The following is a 21,610-nucleotide window of genomic DNA, read 5'->3' on the forward strand; positions in this document are numbered from 1 at the left end:
CTGAACTGTCCCGAAGTCGTTACCCGGCGCTGGCCGGTCGTAGTGCTTCAGGACGGAACGGTGGGCACCGTGATGGTGCCCAAACAAACATAGAGAACGTGGAGACACCCATGCAAACCGACACAACTCGCGAGAACCCGCAGGGCACCTTGCCGCAGGCCGCCGATTCGAATTCGGATCTGGCTGCCACCGCGCCTGGTCAACTGCGTGTGATCAAGCGTAATGGCACTGTCGTTCCTTACACCGATGACAAGATCACCGTCGCTATCACCAAAGCGTTTCTCGCAGTTGAGGGCGGCACCGCTGCCGCTTCGTCGCGAATCCACGACACCGTTGCCCGCCTGACCGAACAGGTCACCGCGACCTTCAAGCGTCGCATGCCTTCGGGCGGCACCATCCACATCGAAGAAATCCAGGACCAGGTCGAACTGGCCCTGATGCGTGCCGGCGAGCAGAAAGTGGCTCGCGACTACGTGATCTACCGTGACGGCCGTTCGAAAGAACGCGCTGCCCACGCTCCGGCCGAAGCCGCAGTCAACGCTCACCCGTCGATCCGCATCACCCGCGCCGACGGCAGCCTCGCGCCGCTGGACATGGGTCGCCTGAACACCATCGTCACCGAAGCCTGCGAAGGTCTGGCTGAAGTCGACGGCGACCTGATCCAGCGCGAAACCCTGAAGAACCTGTACGACGGCGTTGCCCTGAACGACGTCAACACCGCGCTGGTAATGACCGCCCGCACCCTGGTCGAGCGCGAGCCGAACTACTCGTTCGTGACCGCCCGCCTGCTGATGGACACCCTGCGTGCCGAAGGCCTGGGCTTCCTGGGCGTCGCCGAGAGCGCGACTCACCACGAAATGGCCGACCTGTACGCCAAGGCGCTGCCGGCCTACGTCGCCAAAGGTATCGAGTTCGAACTGCTGAACCCTGTGCTGGCCTCCTTCGACCTGGAAAAACTGGGCAAGGCGATCAACCACGAGCGCGACCAGCAATTCACCTACCTGGGCCTGCAGACCCTGTACGACCGTTACTTCATCCACAAGGATGGCGTGCGTTTCGAACTGCCACAGATCTTCTTCATGCGCGTGGCCATGGGCCTGGCGATCGAAGAGAAGCAGAAAGAAGACCGTGCGATCGAGTTCTACAACCTGCTGTCCTCGTTCGACTACATGGCTTCGACCCCGACCCTGTTCAACGCCGGTACCCTGCGTCCACAGCTGTCGAGCTGCTACCTGACCACCGTTCCGGATGACCTGTCGGGCATCTACCACGCGATCCACGACAACGCCATGTTGTCGAAATTCGCCGGTGGCCTGGGCAACGACTGGACGCCGGTGCGTGCACTGGGTTCGTACATCAAGGGCACCAACGGCAAGTCGCAAGGCGTGGTTCCGTTCCTGAAAGTCGTGAACGACACCGCCGTTGCCGTTAACCAGGGTGGCAAGCGCAAAGGCGCTGTCTGTGCCTACCTGGAAACCTGGCACATGGACATCGAAGAGTTCATCGAACTCCGTAAGAACACCGGTGATGACCGTCGTCGTACCCACGACATGAACACCGCCAACTGGATCCCTGACCTGTTCATGAAGCGCGTCTTCGATGACGGCAAGTGGACCCTGTTCTCGCCATCCGAAGTACCAGACCTGCACGACCTGACCGGCAAGGCCTTCGAAGAGCGCTACGAGTACTACGAAGCCCTGACCGAGTACCCGGGCAAGGTCAAGCTGTTCAAGACCATCCAGGCCAAAGATCTGTGGCGCAAGATGCTGTCCATGCTGTTCGAAACCGGCCACCCATGGCTGACTTTCAAGGACCCGTGCAACCTGCGCAGCCCGCAGCAGCACGTCGGCGTTGTTCACAGCTCGAACCTGTGCACCGAGATCACCCTGAACACCAACAAGGACGAGATCGCGGTCTGCAACCTGGGCTCGATCAACCTGCCGAACCACATCGTCGACGGCAAGCTGGACACCGCCAAGCTCAAGCGCACCATCGATGTAGCCGTGCGCATGCTCGACAACGTGATCGACATCAACTACTACTCGGTACCGCAGGCGAAGAACTCCAACTTCCGCCACCGTCCGGTCGGTCTGGGCATCATGGGCTTCCAGGATGCGCTGTACCTGCAGCACATCCCTTACGGCTCCGACGCTGCCGTCGAGTTCGCCGACAAGTCGATGGAAGCGGTCAGCTACTACGCGATCCAGGCTTCCTGCGACCTGGCTGACGAGCGCGGCTCGTACGAGACGTTCCAGGGTTCGCTGTGGTCCAAAGGCGTACTGCCGCTGGATTCGCAACAGATCCTGATCGCAGCACGTGGCCAGAAGTACATCGACGTCGACCTGACCGAGTCCCTGGACTGGGCACCGGTTCGCGCCCGTGTACAGAAAGGCATCCGTAACTCGAACATCATGGCCATCGCACCGACCGCGACCATCGCCAACATCACCGGCGTATCGCAGTCGATCGAACCGACCTACCAGAACCTGTATGTGAAATCGAACCTGTCGGGCGAATTCACCGTGATCAACCCGTACCTGGTTCGCGACCTGAAGGCTCGCGGTCTGTGGGACTCGGTCATGATCAACGACCTGAAGTACTACGACGGTTCGGTTCAGCAGATCGAGCGCATCCCGCAAGAACTCAAAGAGCTCTACGCGACCGCGTTCGAAGTGGACACCAAGTGGATCGTTGACGCCGCCAGCCGTCGTCAGAAGTGGATCGACCAGGCCCAGTCGCTGAACCTGTACATCGCCGGCGCATCGGGCAAGAAACTCGACGTGACCTACCGCATGGCCTGGTACCGTGGTCTGAAAACCACCTACTACCTCCGTGCCCTGGCTGCGACCAGCACCGAGAAGTCGACCATCAACACCGGCAAGCTGAACGCTGTTTCCAGCGGCGGCAACCACGGTGACGATTCGGTCCTGGCAGCGCCTGCCGGCCCTGCTCCAGTACCGAAGGCTTGCGCCATCGACGAGCCGGATTGCGAAGCTTGCCAATAAGCTGAGCTGAATCGGGCGATGCGAGACGCCTGATTCCTCCAGACAAAAGAAACCCCCGACAGACTTCTGGTTTGTCGGGGGTTTTCTTTTGTCTGCCAAACACCAAGGCTCTAACGAACAGGTTTCAGCAGATACAAAAAAGGCCCCTTCACAGAAGGAGCCTCCCTATCGGTGCTTACCGACGGCAGCCGCCGTTGTTGAAAGGACCGGCAACACGAACCCAGCCACTGGCTTGCGGAACGTTGCTGCACATAGTACGGCCGGTCGAAGCCGACTCATAAAGCCACCAGGAAGCCGGAGCAGCTTGAACAACGACTGCACCCAACAGCAAACTTGCGGCCAAAGTCAGACCAAAACCAATACGCAGCGACATAACGATCTCCATTTCAAATAAACGTCTCAAACGGCCGTCAGCGCAATAACTTCATAGTTCATCATCTTGCCGACACAACCAGAGACAGCAGTAAGAGTGTTGCAACCGAACACCCATTCTTTCATCAAGACCCTGACGAAAGAGCGCGCACCTTACATTGCGAAACAACTAAAAACAATAAAGAAAACTCCCACAACCAAAATTATTTATTAATTAAATAAACTCAAAAAAATCAACAAACACGCAAAAACCTACAACCTTAATTGCATATAAACCATTGACCCAAATCAAAAAAAATACGCTAACTAAAACCAGACACGCGACACAATCTTCCTTAATTAAAAACAACGCTCCAACAAGTTAACGTTTGTCTGCGCAATAAATTAACGCGCGAAGCCTCCGCCCAGCGCCAGGTACAGTCCCATTTGCGCCTGCAGTCGGTCGAAGCGATTCTGCGCCAGCGAAATTTGCGCGGCACGACGGCTCTCTTGCAGATCCAGCCACTCCTTGATACCCGTTTGCCCGCTGCGATAACGAATTTCGGCCAACCCTTCGGCTTTCATTGCGGCGACCAGAGCCTGCTCTCGCCGTACCCCCTGATCAGCAAACTGCACTTGCGCCGACAGCGCATTTTCAACTTCCGCCAGCGCGATATATAGGCTCTGGCGAAAATCGATTATCGCCGCCTCATAGTCCACCGCCGATATACCCACTGTGTACTTGCGAACATTCCATTGCACAAACGGCAGACTGATACCAACGCCCAATAGACCGACAGGGTTATTGAGCACTTGGCTTAACTCCCGACTACCACCCGTCGCCAGACCGCCAGTCAGTGTGAACGAAGGATAGAAACTGGCACGCGTTGCGTCATAGTTCGACAGCGCCTGGCGTAATCGCCATTCAGCCGCCTGCAGATCCGGGCGTCGATCAACCAGATCAGCCGGCAAGCCTGCCGGCACACTCGCCAATGCCATCGAAGGTAATTGCACAAGTTCTGCAAACCGATGCTCGGGTGCCTGATCGAAGACAATGGCCAGTGCGTTGCGCGCCACTTCAAGTTGCTGCAGATAGTTGCTCAATACAGCACGCTGCGTGGCCAGGACCTGCTCGGCTTGCGCCTCTTCAAGTCCGGTCGCCGCACCCGCCAGACGTTGGGACTGCACCAGTTGCAACGTCTGCTCGGCGTACCGGATACTTTCCCGCGCAGACCGGGCCAGTTCGTTGAACAGGCCGATCTGCCAATAAAGGCGCGCTGTCGTACCCACCAGACTCAGCGCACTGGCACGCCGGTCAAAATCGGTCGCCAACAGCGCCCACTGCGCGGCATCGCGCGTACTCGCCAGCCGCCCCCACAAATCGACCTCGTAACGCACCGACGAGTTCGTGGAAAATCGACGCTGGCCTGAATTGTCTCGATGTAGATTCCTGCTCCAGTCCGCCCCCGCCCCCACGTCCAGATCGGGCGTGATATTGGTCCCGGTGAGTCCTGCCTGAAGCGCTGCCCGACGCACTCTGAGCGCAGCCACTGCAAGATCGTTATTGCGCGCCAGAGCGTCGTCAACCAAGGCGTTCAGGCGTGGATCATCAAACGTTTCCCACCATCGCTCCCGCACACTCAATGAGCGCTCACGGGATGCGTCACCAAACCAGAAGGCCGGCGTCTTCACTTCCGGTTGACGGTATTCGCTGTGCAGCAGGGCGCTGCAACCACCCAACAACAAAGGCAACTGCAATGCCCAGATCCACTTGCGCTTCATGTACTTCATTCTCGGGACAACGCCTGAATGGGATCAAGCCGGGCGGCATTGCGCGCCGGGATATAACCGAACAACACGCCGACCAGCAGCGAACACAAACACGCTGAAATCATGGCCAGAGCCGTGAACTCCATAACGATTGCCTGCACGAAGTAGCCGAACACCTGGCTGATCAACAACGAAAGCAGGACGCCCAACAAGCCCCCTAGCAGACAGACCAGCACAGCCTCGATCAAAAACTGCTGCAGAATGTCCGCGCGCCGCGCGCCGACGGCCATGCGGATGCCAATCTCCCGGGTACGCTCGGTGACCGATACCAGCATGATATTCATCACCCCGATACCACCGACCAAAAGCGAAATGAACGCCACGGCAGAGATCAGCAGCGTCAGGGTGTCCGTGGTTTTCTGTACGATTTTCAGGATGCTGTCGCTGGAACTGAGGAAAAAATCCGCGCGCCCATGACGTGCCACCAACAATGTTTGCAGTGCTTGTTCTGCCGCGGGACTGGCAACCTGCTCCTTGAGCCGAACCTTGATCGAATTGAAATGGCTCTGCCCCAACAAGCGCCCCATTACCGTCGTATAAGGCAAATAGACTTGCAGGCTCGGCCCTGAAAAACCGTCATCGCGACTTTCCATGACCCCCACCACCGTACAAGGCAGGCCACCAACCAGGATGACTTTGCCCAGCGGTTGCTCCCAGTCCTTGAACAGCCGTTGTCGAGTGTTGTGGTCAATGATCAGTGTCTGAGCGCGGCGCATCACATCGCCCGCATTGAACATCGCGCCCTGGGTCACGCGGATGCCCATCACCTGAAAGTAATCCTGGCTGACACCATTGACCGTGGCACTGACATGCAGATTGCGATAACGAATCGTCCGGCTGCCATTGACCATCGCAGAAACACTGTCTACCCAGGACTGCGCCTGGATGATCCGCAAGTCCACGGGCTGCAATGTCCGGATTGAAGCTGCCTGCTCATCACCCCAATCCTTGCCGGGATAAACATCGATGGTATGGGTGCCCATCGCACTGATATCACGCAGCACCCGGGTCTGTGCGCCCTGCCCCAGCGCTACCACCGAAACCACCGAGGCAATACCGATGACGATCCCGAGCATGGTCAGCAATGTGCGCATGCGATGGCTGCGCAGAGAGATCCAGGCCATCTTGAAGGCCTCGCTGAAGCGGCGCCAATGCACCGCCGTCGCGTCACGCTCCTGAGTTTGCGGGATGTCGCCTGGCTCGGTGACCGGCGCCGCAAGCACCTTGCGGTCGGCATTCAAACGATCACCGACGATTTCGCCATCATGTATCTCGATGATGCGGTCTGCGTACTGCGCCACCTGCGAGTCATGGGTCACGATAATGATCGTGTGACCGCTGCGATGCAGTTCACGCAGGATCGCCATCACCTCCTCGCCACTGCGCGAGTCCAGCGAGCCGGTGGGCTCGTCGGCCAGAACAACCGCACCGCCATTGATCAGCGCACGAGCAATGCTGACCCGTTGCTGCTGCCCACCGGAGAGTTGCGCTGGCCGATGCAGCATGCGCTGACCCAGACCGAGACGTTGCAGCAGCCCCCTGGCCTTTTGCCGATGCTCGGTAAACGGCTGATCGGCGTAAATGGCCGGCACCTGCACGTTGGCCTCCGCACTCAGATGCGACAGCAAATGAAAGCGCTGAAAAATGAATCCGAAATGCTCACGACGCAGCGTCGCCAGCTCATCGCTACTCATTTCGGCCATGTCAGCACCGTTGATGCTGTAGCGGCCAGCAGAGGGACGATCCAGGCATCCGAGGATATTCATCAGACTGGATTTTCCAGAGCCCGACGGCCCGACGATCGCTACCATTTCACCGGCGGCGATGGTCAGGTTCACGTCGCGCAGCACATGAGTCCGTGCCTCACCCTCGGCGAACCAACGCTGCACGCCTTCAAGAGCCAACAACGGCGTGACCGGCAGCTCGTCTTTCACGGGATCTGGCGTCCAGCCATGAAGATTACTGGCGCTGCTCATCGAGGCTCCGGCTCTTCGCCGAGAACGACTTCGTCATTTTCCTTGAGCCCGTCCAGCACCTGAACGCTCAGGTCATTTCGCAACCCGGTTGTCACCAGCACCGTCTGCGGCTGACCATCCACCAGTCGGCGAACTTCGTAGCGACCGTCAGCGGCACGCTTGCCCAGCGCAGCCACCGAGACCGTTGTGGCTTTGCGCACCGAGTCGAGCAGAACGCTGACCTGCGCCGTCATCGAGGTGCGCAACGAACGATCGTCATTGGGTACGTCAAACAGCGCGTTGTAGTACACCGCTGCATCGGCGCCGCCGGCAGTCGAGCCACCGCCACCCTGCATTTGATCCTGCCGGGCAATGGACTCGGGCGCAGGCTCTACCGCCCGTATATGGCTGGTAAAACGCCGGTCCGGATCACCCAGAATATTGAAGGACACGGCCTGGCCCGCCTTGACCCGAACCACGTCAGCTTCAGAAATTCGCGCTTCGACCGTCATCCGGTCCAGACGGGCAAGTATCAGCAATGTCGGGACACTCTGTGCGGAAACGACGGTCTGGCCCTGTCTGGTCACCACGGCAATGACCTCGCCGTCCATCGGCGCACTGATCCGCGTATATCCGAGGTTGACTTCGGCGATCCTGATTTCTATCTCCGCCTGGGAAATCTGCGCAGCCAGGGATGCCAGCTCGGCGCGCGAACTTTGCAGCTGCGCCTCGGCAATTTCCAGATCGGCCCGCGATCCGGCTTCACTGGCAACCAGGCTTTGCTTGCGACGAAAATCAAGTTCGTACTGGCGGATCATCGCCTGTCGGGCTTTGTATTGCGCGCGGACACTGAGCAACGCAGCCCGGGATTTGAGCAATTCATTCTGTGGCAGCAACGGGTCGATTTCAGCCAACAGCTGACCCTGGCGAACCGTATCACCCAACCCGGCTTTCAGACTCTGGAGTTGCCCATTGACCTGCGCGCCGACGCTGACTTGCTGGAAGGGCTTGACCGTACCACTGGCCAATACGGTCTCTTCAAGATCTTCAACGGTGACGGTCGCTGTCAGGAATTTCTTTGGAGGGGTGCCCCAGCCTTGGCCCCATACAAACCAGACCAACAAGGCAACAACGGGCAGCGTCCCGAACACGATTCGGGAGCGAGAGAAAAAAACCATGAAGTAGTCGTTACATCCCTGTCAGTGGTTGGGCGAACCGCTCATTGGCGCCCGGGTATAGCGTGAGCAGGCGTGTGAATACACGCGCGCAAATGCGAATGCAGCGGACGAGTGGCCCCGGCGCGCGCATTAAACAAGAAAGCCCCTCAAAGAGGGGCTTTCCGTTACAGCTTTTTACAAAGCATCGATATCAGGTCATCTGAATGATGGTCTGCATGATGGTGCTCTGGGTGGAGATGGTCTTGGCGTTCGCCTGATAGTTGCTCTGGCCCTTGATCAGGTCTACCAGTTCGTTGGTCAGGTTAACGTTGGACTCTTCCAGCGAGTTGGACTGGATGGAGCCCAGGGTGCCGGTTTCCGGAGCGTCATAACCCGGAATGCCCGACGCGAAGGTTTCCTTCCAGCTGGTGCCGCCGATCGCTTGCAGGCCTTGTTCGTTGGTGAAGCTGGCCAGCGCAACCTGGCCGATGGCCTTGTTCTGGTTGTTGCTGAAGTTTGCGAACAGGGTACCGGTGCCGTCGATGGTCAGGTTAGTGATCTGGCCAGTGGCATAGCCGTCCTGAGTCGGGATCGAGCGCGCGGTGTCGGCGTTGTACTGAGTGGTACTGGCCATCGAAATGGTGATGCCGGCCGGGTTTGCTGCTGCACCGTTAGGCTTGAAGGTACCGTTGACGACATTGCCTGGTACCCAACCGCTGATCTTCAGGTCACTGCTGATCACCGGACCAGGCAGAGTGCTGACCTGAGTCAGCTTGCCAGCAGAGTCGAAGGTCATGGTCGAAGGCACCGGGGCGGTGGTTTTCGGATCACTGCCGGTAGCGTCCGGGTTGCGACCGTCGACCAGGGTGTAGACCTTCCAGGTGTTGGCACCGGTTTTCACCACGTACTGATCCATCGGGTGCATGTTGCCCTGGCTGTCATAGATCGGGGTGCTGAACGACTTGGTGTAGGTCGCCAGGTTGGTCGGGTCGAATTTGCCGGCTGGAACCGTGTCGTCGATCACCGGAGCGGTCGAGTTCAGGTTGATGGTCGAAGTCACCAGCGAAGTGGACTTCGGTGCCAGGTTCGAGGTGTCGATCTTCAGGTCGGTCAGTACGCCGTTGATGACCTTGCCGTTGGCATCCACACCATAACCTTGCAGGCGCGAGGTGTAGTCGGTGTTGGTGATGAAACCCTTGTCGTCGACCTTGAACGTACCGGCACGGGTATAGGAAATCGAGCCGTTGTTGCTCATGGTGAAGAAACCGGAGCCGTTGATACCCATGTCCAGCACGTTACCGGTGTTGTTGATGTCACCCTGGGTGAACTGCTGGGAAACGTTGGCCAGGCGCACGCCGTTGCCGATGACCTTGCTGCCGCTACCCAGGCGAGTCGCCGAGTAGACGTCTTCGAATTCTGCGCGAGACGATTTGAAACCGGCGGTCGCGACGTTGGCGATGTTGTTGCCGGTCACGTCCAGTTGCTTGTTGGCTGCATAGAGACCGCTAAGGCCGATATTGAAAGACATATTCCACTCCTTTGTGCCGGTTAGTCGGCTCTATATACCAATGGTTTGTACTTTGGACAGGGCAACGGTGCCCTTGCCGGACAGGTTGAGCATCAGCTCGCCGCCGGTCTGGCTGATCGTCACGCTGGTGACGGTGGCCGGCAGGTAGGTCGCCATATCGGTCGCGGTGCCGTTGATCGATGCGTTGGCCTTGACGGTATAGGTACCGGTCTTGACCAGGTTGCCGTCCTTGTCCTTGCCGTCCCAGGTGAAGCTCGCGGCGCCTGCGGCGCGACTGCCCAGATCGAGGGTGCGAACAATCGTGCCGCTGCTGTCGGTGATGCTGACGGTGCCGCCGGCAATCGACGACGGAACGGTGACCGAACCGGTCATGCCTTTGCTCGGATCGTCGAGCTGGACCGAGTTGGTCTGCACGATCACGTTGCGACCGACCAGCGAAGAAGCCTGCAGGGCTTGCGACGAGTTGTAATTGCCGGCCAGCGAACTCACGGTGCTGTTGAGGGTAGTAATACCCTCGAGGCTGCTGAACTGCGCCAACTGGGCAACGAATGCGCTGTTGTCCTGCGGGTCGAGCGGGTTCTGGTTTTTCAGCTGGGTTACCAGCAATTGCAGGAACGCGTCCTTGCCCAGGGCCTGGCCGCCGGTGGAACTGTTAGTGGCCGAAGCAATGCCATCGGTTGTCGAACTGGTCTTTTTCGACGAGTTCGCCAGGATGTCCTTCATGCTCAGGCTGCTGGTGGTATCGGAAACACTCATGGCAGTCGCCCCTTATTACTGACCGAGGGTCAGTACCTTCTGCATCATGGTTTTGGCCGTGTTCATCATTTCGGCGTTGGTCTGGAACGAACGGCTCGCGGAAATCATGTCAGCCATTTCTTCCACCACGTTGACGTTCGGGTAGTAGACGTAGCCCTTGGCGTCGGCGGCCGGATGGTTCGGCTCGTAGCGCGCTTCGAGGTTGCTCTGGTCTTCGACCACGCCCATGACCTGCACGCCCTGGCCGGCCGCGTCCTGGTTCTGGAACAGCGAGTTGCTGCCGCCGCTCTGGCCGCCCTGGAACATGGTGGCGAACACCGGGTGACGGGCGCGATAGGTCTGGTCGATGCTCGACGAGACGGTTTCGGCGTTGGCGATGTTCGAAGCCACGGTGTTCAAACGCGTGGTCTGTGCGCTCATGCCGCTGCCGGCAATGTTGAAAACGCTGGACAGGGACATGGATTACTCTCCGCGCAGGGCTGACACCAGCCCTTTGAATTTGCTGTTGAGCAGCGTGAAGCTGGCCTGGAAGCCGACGGCGTTTTCCGCGTAGTTCGACTGTTCCAGCTGGGCATCAACGGTGTTCTGGTCGATCGACGGCTGCATCGGCGTGCGATACATCAGCGACTCGTCGCCATTGCCCAGACCTTCAGCTTCGATGTGACGGCTGTTGGTCATGTTCAGGGCGATAGTGCCGTTGGCGTTCTTCTGGCTCTGTGCCTCGAGCACTTTGGAGAACTCCAGATCCCGAGCCTTGTAGTTCGGGGTGTCGGCGTTGGCGATGTTGTTGGCCAGGACTTCGGCACGCTGGGCGCGGAAGCCCAGGGCTTTTTCGTGAATTCCGAGCGCTTTATCGAAGCTGATGCTCATGTCGGGAACCTTCAGGTGACCGGGTTTTTCGTAACTGGGTTATAGCAAGCGTCGTGCCAGTTTTAAAAAGCCCCGGATTCCGGGGCTTTGCAGGTGATCGGCAATGCGGCAATGCCAGAAAAGCGGCAACGGGTTTCCGCCGGATGCCGCTTTTCTGCCGCTTGCCGTCCCTGCAAAAACGGCCAGGCATAAAAAAACGGGAGCCCCTGAGGACTCCCGTTTTTTTGTGTTGCCGGTGCCAATCACTTCGCCTGGTAAATGATCCCCGGGCTGCACTGGACCATCTGGTAATGGTCCGGCAAACCGTTCAGCGCTTCGGAAGCGCCGAGGAACAGATAACCGCCCGGCTTCAGCGTGCTGTGGATACGCAACAGGATGTCTTTCTTCACCTCGGCGGAGAAGTAGATCAGCACGTTGCGGCAGAACACGATGTCGAACTTGCCAAGGCTTGCGTAGCTGTCGAGCAGGTTGAACGAGCGGAATTCCACCCGGTTCTTGATCGGCGCCTTGATCACCCAGCGCCCCGGCCCTTTCGGGTCGAAGTAGCGCTGCAGACGATCGGCGGACAAGCCGCGACCGATCGCCAGGCTGTCGTACTCGCCGGTCTTGCAGTTGGTCAGCATGCTGCCGGACAGATCCGTGGCAACGATCTGTACGCCCATTTTCAACTGACCGATGTTGGTCCGTTCGAACTCGTCGATCGACATCGACAGCGAATAGGGTTCCTGACCCGACGAGCACGCCGCCGACCAGATCCGCAGACGCTGGTTGGGAGCGGCCTTGATCGCCTCGGGCAGCACCTTGTTCTTCAAGACTTCAAACGGATAGGTGTCGCGAAACCACAGGGTTTCGTTGGTCGTCATGGCATCGACCACCTGCTCGCGCAAACCGCTGCGCGGCTGGGTCTGGATGCGCTGTACCAGCTCACCCAGGGACTTGATGCCTTGCTGCTCCATCAGTTTGTTGAGACGGCTCGAGACCAGGTACTGCTTGTTTTCACCGAGCAAAATGCCACAGGCTTTTTCCAGGAAGACCCGGAACTGTTCGAAATCCAAATTACCCGTAGACAAATGATGCCGCCTCTTAAATCGTGTTGATCGCCAGGGACGAAAAGTCCCTAGCTGATATCTGCTGCTTTGATCCGGTCGACTACCCGGGATGCCAGGTCATCAGGACGGAATTTGGCCAGGAAGTCATCGGCACCGACCTTCTTGACCATCGCCTGGTTGAACACACCCGACAACGAAGTATGCAGGATGATATGAAGCTTTTGCATGCGAGGGTCGCTGCGGATTTCGGCCGTCAGGGTGTACCCGTCCATCTCCGGCATCTCGATGTCGGAGATCATCATCAGGAACTCTTCTTCCGGCTTCTTGCCCTCATCGACCAGCTTGCGCAGGTAATCCAGCGCCTGCTTGCCGTCGTTCAGCGCCACCACTTCAACGCCAACCGTCTGCAGGCAACGCGTCACCTGCTTGCGCGCCACCGACGAGTCATCGACCGTCAGCACCCGCAGAGACAGCGCCTTGCTCTGGGTCTCGACATCCACCACGCCGACCGAAATCGCTTCCGGTGTCGGTGCGACTTCCGCCAGCACCTTCTCGACGTCGATGATTTCGACTAACTGATTGTCCACCCGAGTCACAGCGGTCAGGTAATGATCTCGACCGGTCCCCTTGGGTGGCGGATGGATCTCTTCCCAGTTCATGTTGACGATACGTTCCACCGAGCGGACCAGGAAACCCTGGGTCTTGGTGTTGTATTCCGTGATGATCACGAACGGACTGTTCTTGTCTTTCAACGCCCCGGAGCCGGTTGCCATTGCCAGATCAAGGATCGGAATGGTCGCCCCCCGGATATTCGCCACCCCGCACACGACAGGACTGGACTTGGGCATCAGCGTCAGTTGCGGGCACTGCAGCACTTCCCGAACCTTGAACACGTTGATCCCGTAGAGTTGCTGGCCGTCGAGACGGAACAACAACAGCTCCAGGCGATTCTGCCCCACCAGTTGCGTGCGCTGGTTCACCGAATCCATTACACCAGCCATGCCCAGACTCCTACACCAACGCCAAGTGTTGTTGCGACGCACATTCATTGCTAAACGGCACGGCGCTTGCTTTTTAACTCTTATGAACATTCAAACGACATTTTTCCGACGCCTGACATCCCCCCTTCGCAGAGGACTTTGCGCGGTGTCTGCCGCTTGCCTGTTTTTCGCGGGCAGCCCTGCCGTTGCTGATGCGGTTACCTTGCCTGACATGCTTATCGGCGTCACTCAGGGCTTTCTTGAATTCACCGTAGAAGACTATCTGGCTACCAGTCAAACGGAAGGGCGTTATGAAATCGAGGTCAAGCAGCTCGATCCGCGCATGCACATGCCTATGTGCGACAAGGAATTGACAGCGTCGCTGGAGAGCCCGGCACGTCCTTTGGGACGCGTAACCGTCAAGGTTCGCTGCGAAGGCGCCTCCCCCTGGACCGTGTTCGTACCCGCTCAAGTCCGCCTGTTTCGCCCGGTCGTGACCACCACTCGCCCGCTCAAGCGCGCCGGCATCATCGAGCCTCAGGACGTGACCCTGCGCGAGCATGATGTGAGCCTGATCAACCAGGGCTTCCTGACGTCGGTGGATGAGGCGATCGGGCAAAAATTAACCCGACCAACGGTCGCCGACCAAGTGATAACCCTGGTGCATCTGGAACAGGCGGAAGTCGTTCGCAAAGGCGATCAAGTGGTGATTACCGCCCGCAGCGGCACGCTCTCCGTGCGCATGCCGGGCGAGGCCCTGTCCAACGGTGGCCTGAAAGAACAGATTCGAGTGAAAAACCTCAATTCCCAACGGGTCATCAAGGCGCAGGTCATGGCGCCGGGCCAGGTGGAAGTGGCAATGTGAGCAACGACTGGAGCAATGACAGGAAAGCCTCGTGAGGGATCGCGCAGAAAACTGGCGCCAACCTGAGCTGTTCCCTAAACTGTGCCGCAGCAGGATCTGTGCGGCGCATGCAGGCTCATTGGTAAAAGAGCCTAAAGTTTTCCAGGGGATGGCCGAGAACATGGCAAGCGTCCAAATTCCCAGAGGTTTTTAACATGGTCATCGATTTCAGCCGTTTGAACAGCTCCTCGTCACTTACGGGCAGTACACGTACCAGCACGCCTAAGGAAACCGCCGAAACCGGTACTTCCGCGACGCTGAATACCCCGGCCGAACAGGCCAGTACCGCAAAAAGCGGGGAATCGGTACACCTCAGCAATGAGGCTCAACAGTTGCAGAAGGTCACTGACAAGCTGCGCGATCAGCCTGCCGTCGACAAAGCCCGCGTGGCCGAGTTGAAAGCAGCGATTGCCGATGGCAGCTATAAAGTCGACAGCAACCGTGTAGCCAGCAAACTGCTCAACTTCGAAGCCCAGCGCTAGGCCTCGGTCAGCGCCAGGCTTTTGGACGCTTAAAACCCAAGGCCAGCCATGCACGACACTACTTTATTGCAACTGATCACCGACGACTTTGCTCCAGCTCAACAATTGCTGGAGTTACTGCAATCCGAGTCCCTCGCCTTGCACGGTCGCGACATGCCGCTGCTGGAAGAAATTCTGGCGCGCAAACAGGCATTGATCATTCTGCTTGAGCAGCATGGCCGCAAACGCAGCGAAATCCTCGCCAGCCTCAATCTGTCGCTCGACCGTCAAGGCCTGGAACAACTGGCCAGCCAGTCGAGCATCGGCGAGCTGTTGCTGACCCAGAGCGACGTTCTGACCGATCTGATCGCCCAGTGCCAGGCGACCAATGCCAAAAATGGCCAGTCGATCGTGATTCAGCAGGCCGCCACGGCCAATCAGCTGAAAATCCTCACCGGCGGCGAGCCACCCGCGCTCTATGACGCCAGTGGCACCTTCTCCAAACTGCAGAAACCCCGCGCGCTCAGTCAGGCGTGATGCGTTCTTCTATGCTTGCGCCCTATCAACGCGCGAAACATGCTGGCAAAATACTGGCCAGCCGTAGTCAAATTTTGTCTGGAGATTGATTTAACGTGTCCAACGTCCTCAGCGCGGATGATTCTCCGCAGCCACCAAAGGTGCTCACCACGCCTCTGGAAATCTCCAGCAACCTGCGCCAGCTGCAAGAGAGCCACGATCCGCTGATCATCACCTTTCACGAACGCAGCCAGCGCTTCCAGAGCTACCTGATCAAGGTTGACCGGGATACCGCCACGATTGCCCTGGATGAAATGATCCCGCGCGATGGCGAACGCTTCCTGCTGGCGGGCGAGCCGTTCAAGGTCGAAGGTTTCCATGAAGGCGTACGCATTGCCTGGGAATGCAACGGCACGCTGGATATCAAGGAATCCGACGGTGACCGCTTCTACATTGGCGAGATGCCCACCGAGGTGGTCTATCACCAGCGCCGCAACGCCTTTCGCGCGGCACTGAAGCTGACCGATCTGGTCAGCGTCGAATTGGGTGGCGAAAAGCTCAAGTCGCCGATCGGTGGCAAGTTGCTGGATATTTCCGCCACCGGCTGCAAGCTGCGCTTTGAAGGTGATATCACCGACCGCCTGCAACTGGGCCAGGTCTACGATCGCCTGATCGCCCCGCCGCTGTTCGGCAATCAGCCAACATCGGTCGAGCTGCGCTACCTGCACTTCGAAGAAAAACTCAACATCACCTTCGCCGGCCTGCGCTTTCACAACATCAGCGGCCCGGCGGCGCGTAACGTCGAGCGTTTCGTCTATCAGCTGCAACGTGAAGCACGGCGTTTCGACAAAGACGATCTCTGATTCGTACGCACCATGAAAAACGGGCAGTCCCTTGCGGTGACTGCCCGTTTTTTTATGCCTGGTGTTTTTTCAGAATCAAGGCCTGGCGCCGCTGATGTCCGGCGCAGGATTGTCGTTGCCGGCCTCAGGCTCCACAGGTGACTCAGATTCAGGTGCAGACTCAGGTGCCGGTTCAGGCGCGGCGTTATTCTGCATCTGCTCCTGCACCACTTGCTCATCGACCCGCGGGTCGAGCGCGGCCACCAGCGGCGAACTGGACATGCTGTCCGGCATCGCCACGTGATGCAGCGGTGCGTCGTCGACCTGGTGCAGATTGGTCACGGCTTTCGGCCGGATGCGCCACACCAGCACCAGCGCGAAGAAGCTGAAGAACGCATACAGGCTCTGGCTACCGAACATTTTCATCAACACACCGGCCAACAACGGCCCGATGCTGGCGCCGACCCCGTAGGTCACCAATAACATCGCCGTCAGCGAGACCCGCCGATCCCCTTCGACATGGTCGTTGGAGAACGCCACGGCCAGCGGGTACAGGCAGAACTGCACCAGCGAGCACAGGAAACCGACGCCGAACAAGACCTCCAGAGGCACCTGCGGCAGGATCGCCAGCGGCAACGCGGCTACGGCCAGAAACCCGGCAAAGCAACGGATCAGCAAGGCCCGGTCATAGCGGTCCGAGAGCCAACCCAACGGCCACTGCACCAACAACCCGGCGAAAATGCAGGTACCCATGAACAGACCGACCTGCTCGGTGGACAACCCCTGCTGCGAGGCATAGAGCGGCGCCAGACCGTAGAACGAACCGATGATCAAACCGGCACCGAGTACCGTACTCAACGACTGCGGTACGCGCTTGATGAAGAAGCGAGGCTCCATCGGTGCCGGATGCAACGGCGCCGGGTGAATCCGTCGGGTCAATGCCACCGGCACCAGACACAGGGCAAAACACAGGGCGACCAGCATCAGCAGTTCCAGGCCCAGCCCCGGGTGCATGACCAGAATCAGCTGACCGAGTACCAGCCCCAGGTACGAGGCGATCATGTAGCCGCTGAACACCACGCCGCGCTGGTTGGCGTCAGCCTGTTCGTTCAGCCAGCTCTCGATCACCATGTACTGGCACATCATGCCGAGGCCGACGATGGTCCGCAGCACCAGCCAGGCCGGCAACCAGTCCACCAGACCATGACCGAGCACCGCCGCGCCGACGATCCCGGCACACGCCGAGTAAGCACGGATATGCCCGACCCGGGCAATCAACCGGTGACCGATCTTGCCGCCCAGCACCAGACCGAAATAGTTGGCCGCCATCAACGCACCGACCCACAGTCCGTCGACATGGTCGGCCGCCAGACGCAAAGCCAGATAAGTAGAAAGAAGGCCCGAGCCGATCAACATCATCAGCGAGGCGAAATACAGCGCTCGAAAGGATTTCCAGATTTGGCGCATCGGCGTTCCGAGCGGCTCCTTGCGGTGAGTATCGGGCTATCAAACGATAGCCCGATGGCGACAGTTCGTCAGGCCTGGGCAGCTAGAACACGCCGTTCCCAGGGAGTGATTTCATCAAAGAAACTGGTCAACTCCATGGTTTTCGAAGCGATGTAGCCTTCGATGAACTCCTTGCCGAACAGTTCCTTGGCCAACTGGCTGCGTTTCAGACGCTCAAGTGCAGCGTGCATCGTGCACGGCAGCGAAAGATTGTCCGGCACTTCGAATTCACCCTGGATCGGCGCGCTCGGCTCCAGCTCATGTTCGATACCGTGCAGACCGGCCGCCAGGCTCGCGGCAATCGCCAGGTAAGGGTTGGCATCGGCGCCCGGCAAACGGTTCTCGACCCGACGGGCGACCGGCGAACTGGCCGGAATCCGCAAGCCCGCAGCGCGGTTGTCGTGAGACCAGCAAGCATTGTTCGGCGACGCAAACGGATGGCACAGACGCTGGTAGGAATTGACGTTCGGTGCAAACAGCGCAGTGAAGTCGGCCATGCCCGCCTGCTGCCCGCCGATGAAGTGGCGGAACATCGCGGTCGGCTGACCGTTTTCATCGCTGAACACATTCTTGCCGCTACCGATCTCGACGATGCTCTGGTGAATGTGCATCGAACTGCCCGGCGTGTGCGCCAGCGGCTTGGCCATGCAGACCACGGTCAGGCCATGCTTGAGCGCGACTTCCTTGAGCAGGTGTTTGAACAGGAAGGTCTGGTCGGCCAGCAACAGCGGATCACCGTGCAACAGGTTGATCTCGAACTGGCTGACGCCCATTTCGTGCATGAAGGTATCGCGCGGCAGGCCCAGGGCCGCCATGCATTTGTAGACTTCACTGAAGAACGGCCGCAGACCGTTGTTGGAACTGACGCTGAAGGCCGAGTGACCGTCCTCGCGACGACCGTCGAGACCGACTGGCGGCTGGAACGGTTGGGTCGGGTCAGTGTTCGGAGCGAACACAAAGAATTCGAGTTCAGTCGCCACCACCGGCGCCAGGCCGAGAGCTGCGTAGCGAGCAATGACTTTCTTGAGCTGGCCACGGGTCGACAGGTTGGAGCTTTCGCCGGTCAGTTCGTCGGCATCACAGATGGCCAGCGCGCGCGGCTCCTGGCTCCACGGTAGAGGATGGATTTGCGCAGGGTCGGCCACCAGCGCCAGGTCGCCATCATCGCTGCCGTAGAACCGCGCAGCGGGATAGCCCCCCATGATGCATTGCAGCAGCACCCCCCGGGCCATCTGCAAACGCCGCCCTTCGAGGAAACCCTCGGCGGTCATTACCTTGCCTCGTGGTACGCCGTTCAAATCCGGCGTGACACATTCAATCTCATCAATGCCCGTCAATCGCTGCGCGAGTGAACGCTGGCCATCGGTTGTCATGACGCAATCCTTGTTATTGTGCGAGCCGCGAACGGCGACCCGGACAAAATAGGCTTCAGCTGTTCGGAATATCAAGCAGCGGCCAACAAAAAGACTTCGAGTCGATGAATCCGTGATTCAGGGCAGGTAAATACTGAACACACCGCCACCCAGTGGCCCGCCATTGCGGATCTCGGTCCGGCCGCCGACACCGTTGCGCTGATGCAGCGCCGCGATGCGTCCGGCGAAGTACAGACCGAGGCCGGTACTGCCGCTGCTGTGATTGATGCCCTGCACATAATCGGCCTGGCGCTCGAGCATCTCGACCGGGTAACCGGGGCCATCGTCATTGATGCTCAGAACCAGCTGCCCGGCCTCGTCGCTGACAGTGATCAGCAGCGATTCACGGGCGTAACGGATCGCGTTGTTGATGCAGTTGCCGAGCACCGAGGCGATCAGTTCCCGGTCGAAGAAACCCAGAGGACTGAGCGGGTCGACTTCATAAGTGGCAATGATCCCGCGACTGGCGAAAACCTCCTGATGTGCCGCCAGTTGCGCCTCGATGAAATCGTCCAGCTCGTGATAGGCCGGCTGCAACGGCATCTGGTTGACCCCGAGCTTGTACAGCCCGAGCAACTGCACCAGCATGCCGTTGAGGTGAGCGAACTCGAAGTCGATCACGCCCTGCTCCGGCACCTTTCGCTGGGCCTCGGGCAGACGCGCCAGCCATTGACTGTGAGCCTGCATCAGCATGGCCAGAGAGTTCTTCATGTCGTGCACGGTGGAGGCAATCACCGTGGAAAAATCCAGTGCCTGCTCGTCTTGGTTCATTCGCCAAACGCCTTGCTTTTCAGCTTCTGATAACGCGAATAACGCGCGTCGGTGTCGGGCATCATGCCCACCAGTTTCAGGCAGGCCCGACATTCTTCCAGCTCCGCCGACGGCACACTGGTGTCGGTGCCGTGCAGCAGCGACTGCGCCATGTTCAGCGCAATACTGATGTTCTTCGGTTGCATCTTCAGCGCCTTGCGGAACACCTCGCGGGCCTCCACCAGGTTGCCGGTCTTGTACACGCGCACGCCCTGACGGTTGAGGTCGGCGGCGGCATTGCTGGAGCTGAGAATAGTCGGGTCGTCGGTGAGCTTGGCGATGTCTTTCATCACCGTCGGGTCATCGCCGTAGATTTCCGCACAGCTCTTGAGCATCGACGTGCCCGCCTCGGCCTGGCCGAGCATCTGCAATTGCTTGGCGACCAGCAGCGCGGCTTCGGGGCTCATGAACTGCTCCATGCCGTCGAGACGCATCAGCGCTTGCTCGGTGAGTTTCTCGGCGGTCTCGGCGTCGTTGAGCAGCAGACTGGTGGCCTTCATCAGACGCGCACGAATCTGCAGGCCGGGGTCGGTCGGGTTTTCCTTGGCCACGGCACTGAGGGTGGTGTTGATCTCCAGTCGCGTGCGGGTATCGAGGCCTTTCTCGCTGCCCTTGCTGATCAGCGCATGGGCCAGGCCCAGATTGCTCTCCGGGTCCTTGAAGCGCGACTGCGCGCCTTGGGACACGGCCTGACGGTAGGCCCGCGACGCCGTGTCGAAATCCTCGTTGGCCATCGCCAGTTTGCCGAGCAGTGCCTGGCGACGTACCGCCAGCGGCGACAGACGGATCGCCTCTTCCAGCACCTGTTGCGCGCCCTTGGTGTCGCCTTCAGCCACCAGGACATCCGCCATGCCGTCGTACAGCGCCGGCATCATCGGGAATACCTTAAGGGCTTTTTCATACACGCCTTTGGCCTGGGCAATCTGACCGCGCTTGAACAGCAACTTGCCCAGACCGGCAAATGCCCATGGCAGCGGTCGGTCGGCGATGATGCTGTCATACAGCCGCTCGAGTGCTTCGTTCTGATTCATGTCGCGCAAGGCATCGGCGCGGTAACGCAGGCACAGCGGCGAATAGCGGATGTCCTGTTTGCACAGGGCGATACAGGCGTTGAGCACTTCGACCGGTTTGCCACGGTCGAGGGCTTGCAGAATCGGCTTGAGCAGGGTCTTGCGCTGCTCCAGACGTTCCAGGCGCTGGGCCAGGCCGATGCGGTTGAACGGCTTGGTCAGGTACGCATCCGGCTCGTGCTCCAGGGCACTGAGCACCATCGCCTGACTGGTCTCGGCGGTGACCATCACAAACACCGCTTCGTGACTGATCAGCTTGTCCACCATCAGGTCTTCCAGCACCTGCTGACCGTTTTTCTTGCCGTCACCGAGGTGGAAGTCCTGGAGGATGAAGTGATAGGACTTCTGCGCGCACATTTTCAGCGCCTGCTCACCGGTGTCGGCGGTGTCCACGTCCTTGACGCCCAGCTCGCGCAACATCGAGCGTACGGAACTGCGGAAATCCGAGAAATCATCGACGATCAGAAAACTCTTTTGGTGATACGACAGCATCGAGGATTTCCAGGCAATTGAAGAGGATGGACCGAGGGCAAATTTCAGGCGCGCAGATGATAGCTGCCGGCCAAATGCTATCAAGCGATTTCGTGCGACTCTGAAGTCACCGAATG

The 21,610-nt window shown here is 59.1% G+C and carries 19 protein-coding genes; 5 read left to right on the forward strand and 14 right to left on the reverse strand.

What is annotated here, in order from left to right; translation table 11 throughout:
• Positions 1 to 110: 110 nt before the first annotated feature.
• Positions 111 to 3,005: a ribonucleoside-diphosphate reductase subunit alpha gene (locus tag AC3WRD_RS16990; RefSeq protein ID WP_102621012.1), complete on the forward strand. Its 2,895-nt coding sequence runs from the start codon at positions 111 to 113 to the stop codon at positions 3,003 to 3,005.
• A gap of 175 nt (positions 3,006 to 3,180) precedes the next feature.
• On the opposite strand, the gene AC3WRD_RS16995 is transcribed toward AC3WRD_RS16990, so the two are convergent.
• The 10 genes from AC3WRD_RS16995 to AC3WRD_RS17040 all read right to left on the reverse strand — a co-directional run bounded on the left by AC3WRD_RS16995 (position 3,181) and on the right by AC3WRD_RS17040 (position 13,502).
• Positions 3,181 to 3,378, reverse strand: a complete 198-nt coding sequence (locus AC3WRD_RS16995) for a hypothetical protein (RefSeq protein WP_096818055.1) — start codon at positions 3,376 to 3,378, stop codon at positions 3,181 to 3,183.
• Between the two features lie 383 nt (positions 3,379 to 3,761).
• Positions 3,762 to 5,138: an efflux transporter outer membrane subunit gene (locus AC3WRD_RS17000; RefSeq protein ID WP_207267940.1), complete on the reverse strand. Its 1,377-nt coding sequence runs from the start codon at positions 5,136 to 5,138 to the stop codon at positions 3,762 to 3,764.
• A 5-nt stretch (positions 5,139 to 5,143) separates the two neighbouring features.
• On the reverse strand, positions 5,144 to 7,162 hold the full coding sequence (locus AC3WRD_RS17005) for a MacB family efflux pump subunit (RefSeq protein WP_102621014.1): 2,019 nt from the start codon (positions 7,160 to 7,162) through the stop codon (positions 5,144 to 5,146).
• Positions 7,159 to 8,319 (reverse strand): efflux RND transporter periplasmic adaptor subunit, encoded by a 1,161-nt coding sequence (locus tag AC3WRD_RS17010; RefSeq protein ID WP_096818061.1) that lies wholly within the window; start codon positions 8,317 to 8,319, stop codon positions 7,159 to 7,161. The genes AC3WRD_RS17005 and AC3WRD_RS17010 overlap by 4 nt, the downstream gene beginning before the upstream one ends.
• Positions 8,320 to 8,509: 190 nt before the next feature.
• Positions 8,510 to 9,826, reverse strand: a complete 1,317-nt coding sequence (gene flgE, locus AC3WRD_RS17015; RefSeq protein WP_102621015.1) for a flagellar hook protein FlgE — start codon at positions 9,824 to 9,826, stop codon at positions 8,510 to 8,512.
• Positions 9,827 to 9,856: 30 nt separating this feature from the next.
• Positions 9,857 to 10,582 carry a flagellar hook assembly protein FlgD gene (gene flgD, locus AC3WRD_RS17020; RefSeq protein WP_096818065.1) on the reverse strand — a complete coding sequence of 242 codons (726 nt, stop codon included), beginning with the start codon at positions 10,580 to 10,582 and terminating at the stop codon, positions 9,857 to 9,859.
• Positions 10,583 to 10,597: 15 nt separating this feature from the next.
• A complete protein-coding gene (gene flgC, locus AC3WRD_RS17025) occupies positions 10,598 to 11,041 on the reverse strand; it encodes a flagellar basal body rod protein FlgC (RefSeq protein ID WP_007960329.1) in 444 nt (147 codons plus the stop codon).
• 3 nt (positions 11,042 to 11,044) lie between these two features.
• Positions 11,045 to 11,452 (reverse strand): flagellar basal body rod protein FlgB, encoded by a 408-nt coding sequence (gene flgB / locus AC3WRD_RS17030; protein WP_007960328.1) that lies wholly within the window; start codon positions 11,450 to 11,452, stop codon positions 11,045 to 11,047.
• Positions 11,453 to 11,694: 242 nt separating this feature from the next.
• A complete protein-coding gene (gene cheR, locus AC3WRD_RS17035) occupies positions 11,695 to 12,522 on the reverse strand; it encodes a protein-glutamate O-methyltransferase CheR (protein WP_007960327.1) in 828 nt (275 codons plus the stop codon).
• A 47-nt stretch (positions 12,523 to 12,569) separates the two neighbouring features.
• Positions 12,570 to 13,502: a chemotaxis protein CheV gene (locus AC3WRD_RS17040; RefSeq protein WP_007960326.1), complete on the reverse strand. Its 933-nt coding sequence runs from the start codon at positions 13,500 to 13,502 to the stop codon at positions 12,570 to 12,572.
• 82 nt (positions 13,503 to 13,584) lie between these two features.
• On the opposite strand from AC3WRD_RS17040, the gene flgA reads away from it, so the two are divergent.
• The 4 genes from flgA to AC3WRD_RS17060 all read left to right on the forward strand — a co-directional run bounded on the left by flgA (position 13,585) and on the right by AC3WRD_RS17060 (position 16,225).
• Positions 13,585 to 14,346, forward strand: a complete 762-nt coding sequence (flgA, locus tag AC3WRD_RS17045; protein WP_102621016.1) for a flagellar basal body P-ring formation chaperone FlgA — start codon at positions 13,585 to 13,587, stop codon at positions 14,344 to 14,346.
• Positions 14,347 to 14,540: 194 nt separating this feature from the next.
• Positions 14,541 to 14,867: a flagellar biosynthesis anti-sigma factor FlgM gene (gene flgM, locus AC3WRD_RS17050; protein ID WP_096818069.1), complete on the forward strand. Its 327-nt coding sequence runs from the start codon at positions 14,541 to 14,543 to the stop codon at positions 14,865 to 14,867.
• Positions 14,868 to 14,915: 48 nt separating this feature from the next.
• Positions 14,916 to 15,383, forward strand: a complete 468-nt coding sequence (locus AC3WRD_RS17055; protein WP_102621017.1) for a flagella synthesis protein FlgN — start codon at positions 14,916 to 14,918, stop codon at positions 15,381 to 15,383.
• A 95-nt stretch (positions 15,384 to 15,478) separates the two neighbouring features.
• Positions 15,479 to 16,225 (forward strand): flagellar brake protein, encoded by a 747-nt coding sequence (locus AC3WRD_RS17060; RefSeq protein ID WP_096818072.1) that lies wholly within the window; start codon positions 15,479 to 15,481, stop codon positions 16,223 to 16,225.
• 75 nt (positions 16,226 to 16,300) lie between these two features.
• On the opposite strand, the gene AC3WRD_RS17065 is transcribed toward AC3WRD_RS17060, so the two are convergent.
• The 4 genes from AC3WRD_RS17065 to AC3WRD_RS17080 form a co-directional block, all read right to left on the reverse strand.
• The gene (locus tag AC3WRD_RS17065; RefSeq protein WP_102621018.1) at positions 16,301 to 17,671 is read right to left on the reverse strand and encodes an MFS transporter; all 1,371 of its coding nucleotides are present in this window, start codon (positions 17,669 to 17,671) and stop codon (positions 16,301 to 16,303) included.
• A 68-nt stretch (positions 17,672 to 17,739) separates the two neighbouring features.
• Positions 17,740 to 18,981, reverse strand: coding sequence for a glutamine synthetase family protein (locus tag AC3WRD_RS17070; protein ID WP_173861370.1), 1,242 nt, complete (start codon positions 18,979 to 18,981; stop codon positions 17,740 to 17,742).
• Positions 18,982 to 19,200: 219 nt separating this feature from the next.
• Complete coding sequence (locus tag AC3WRD_RS17075) at positions 19,201 to 19,893, reverse strand: sensor histidine kinase (RefSeq protein ID WP_096818078.1); 693 nt, start codon at positions 19,891 to 19,893, stop codon at positions 19,201 to 19,203.
• Positions 19,890 to 21,494: a tetratricopeptide repeat-containing response regulator gene (locus tag AC3WRD_RS17080; protein ID WP_085730389.1), complete on the reverse strand. Its 1,605-nt coding sequence runs from the start codon at positions 21,492 to 21,494 to the stop codon at positions 19,890 to 19,892. Before AC3WRD_RS17080 ends, AC3WRD_RS17075 begins: the two co-directional genes overlap by 4 nt.
• Between the last annotated feature and the right edge of the window lie 116 nt (positions 21,495 to 21,610).

This window comes from Pseudomonas sp. FW215-R2 (assembly GCF_058789255.1).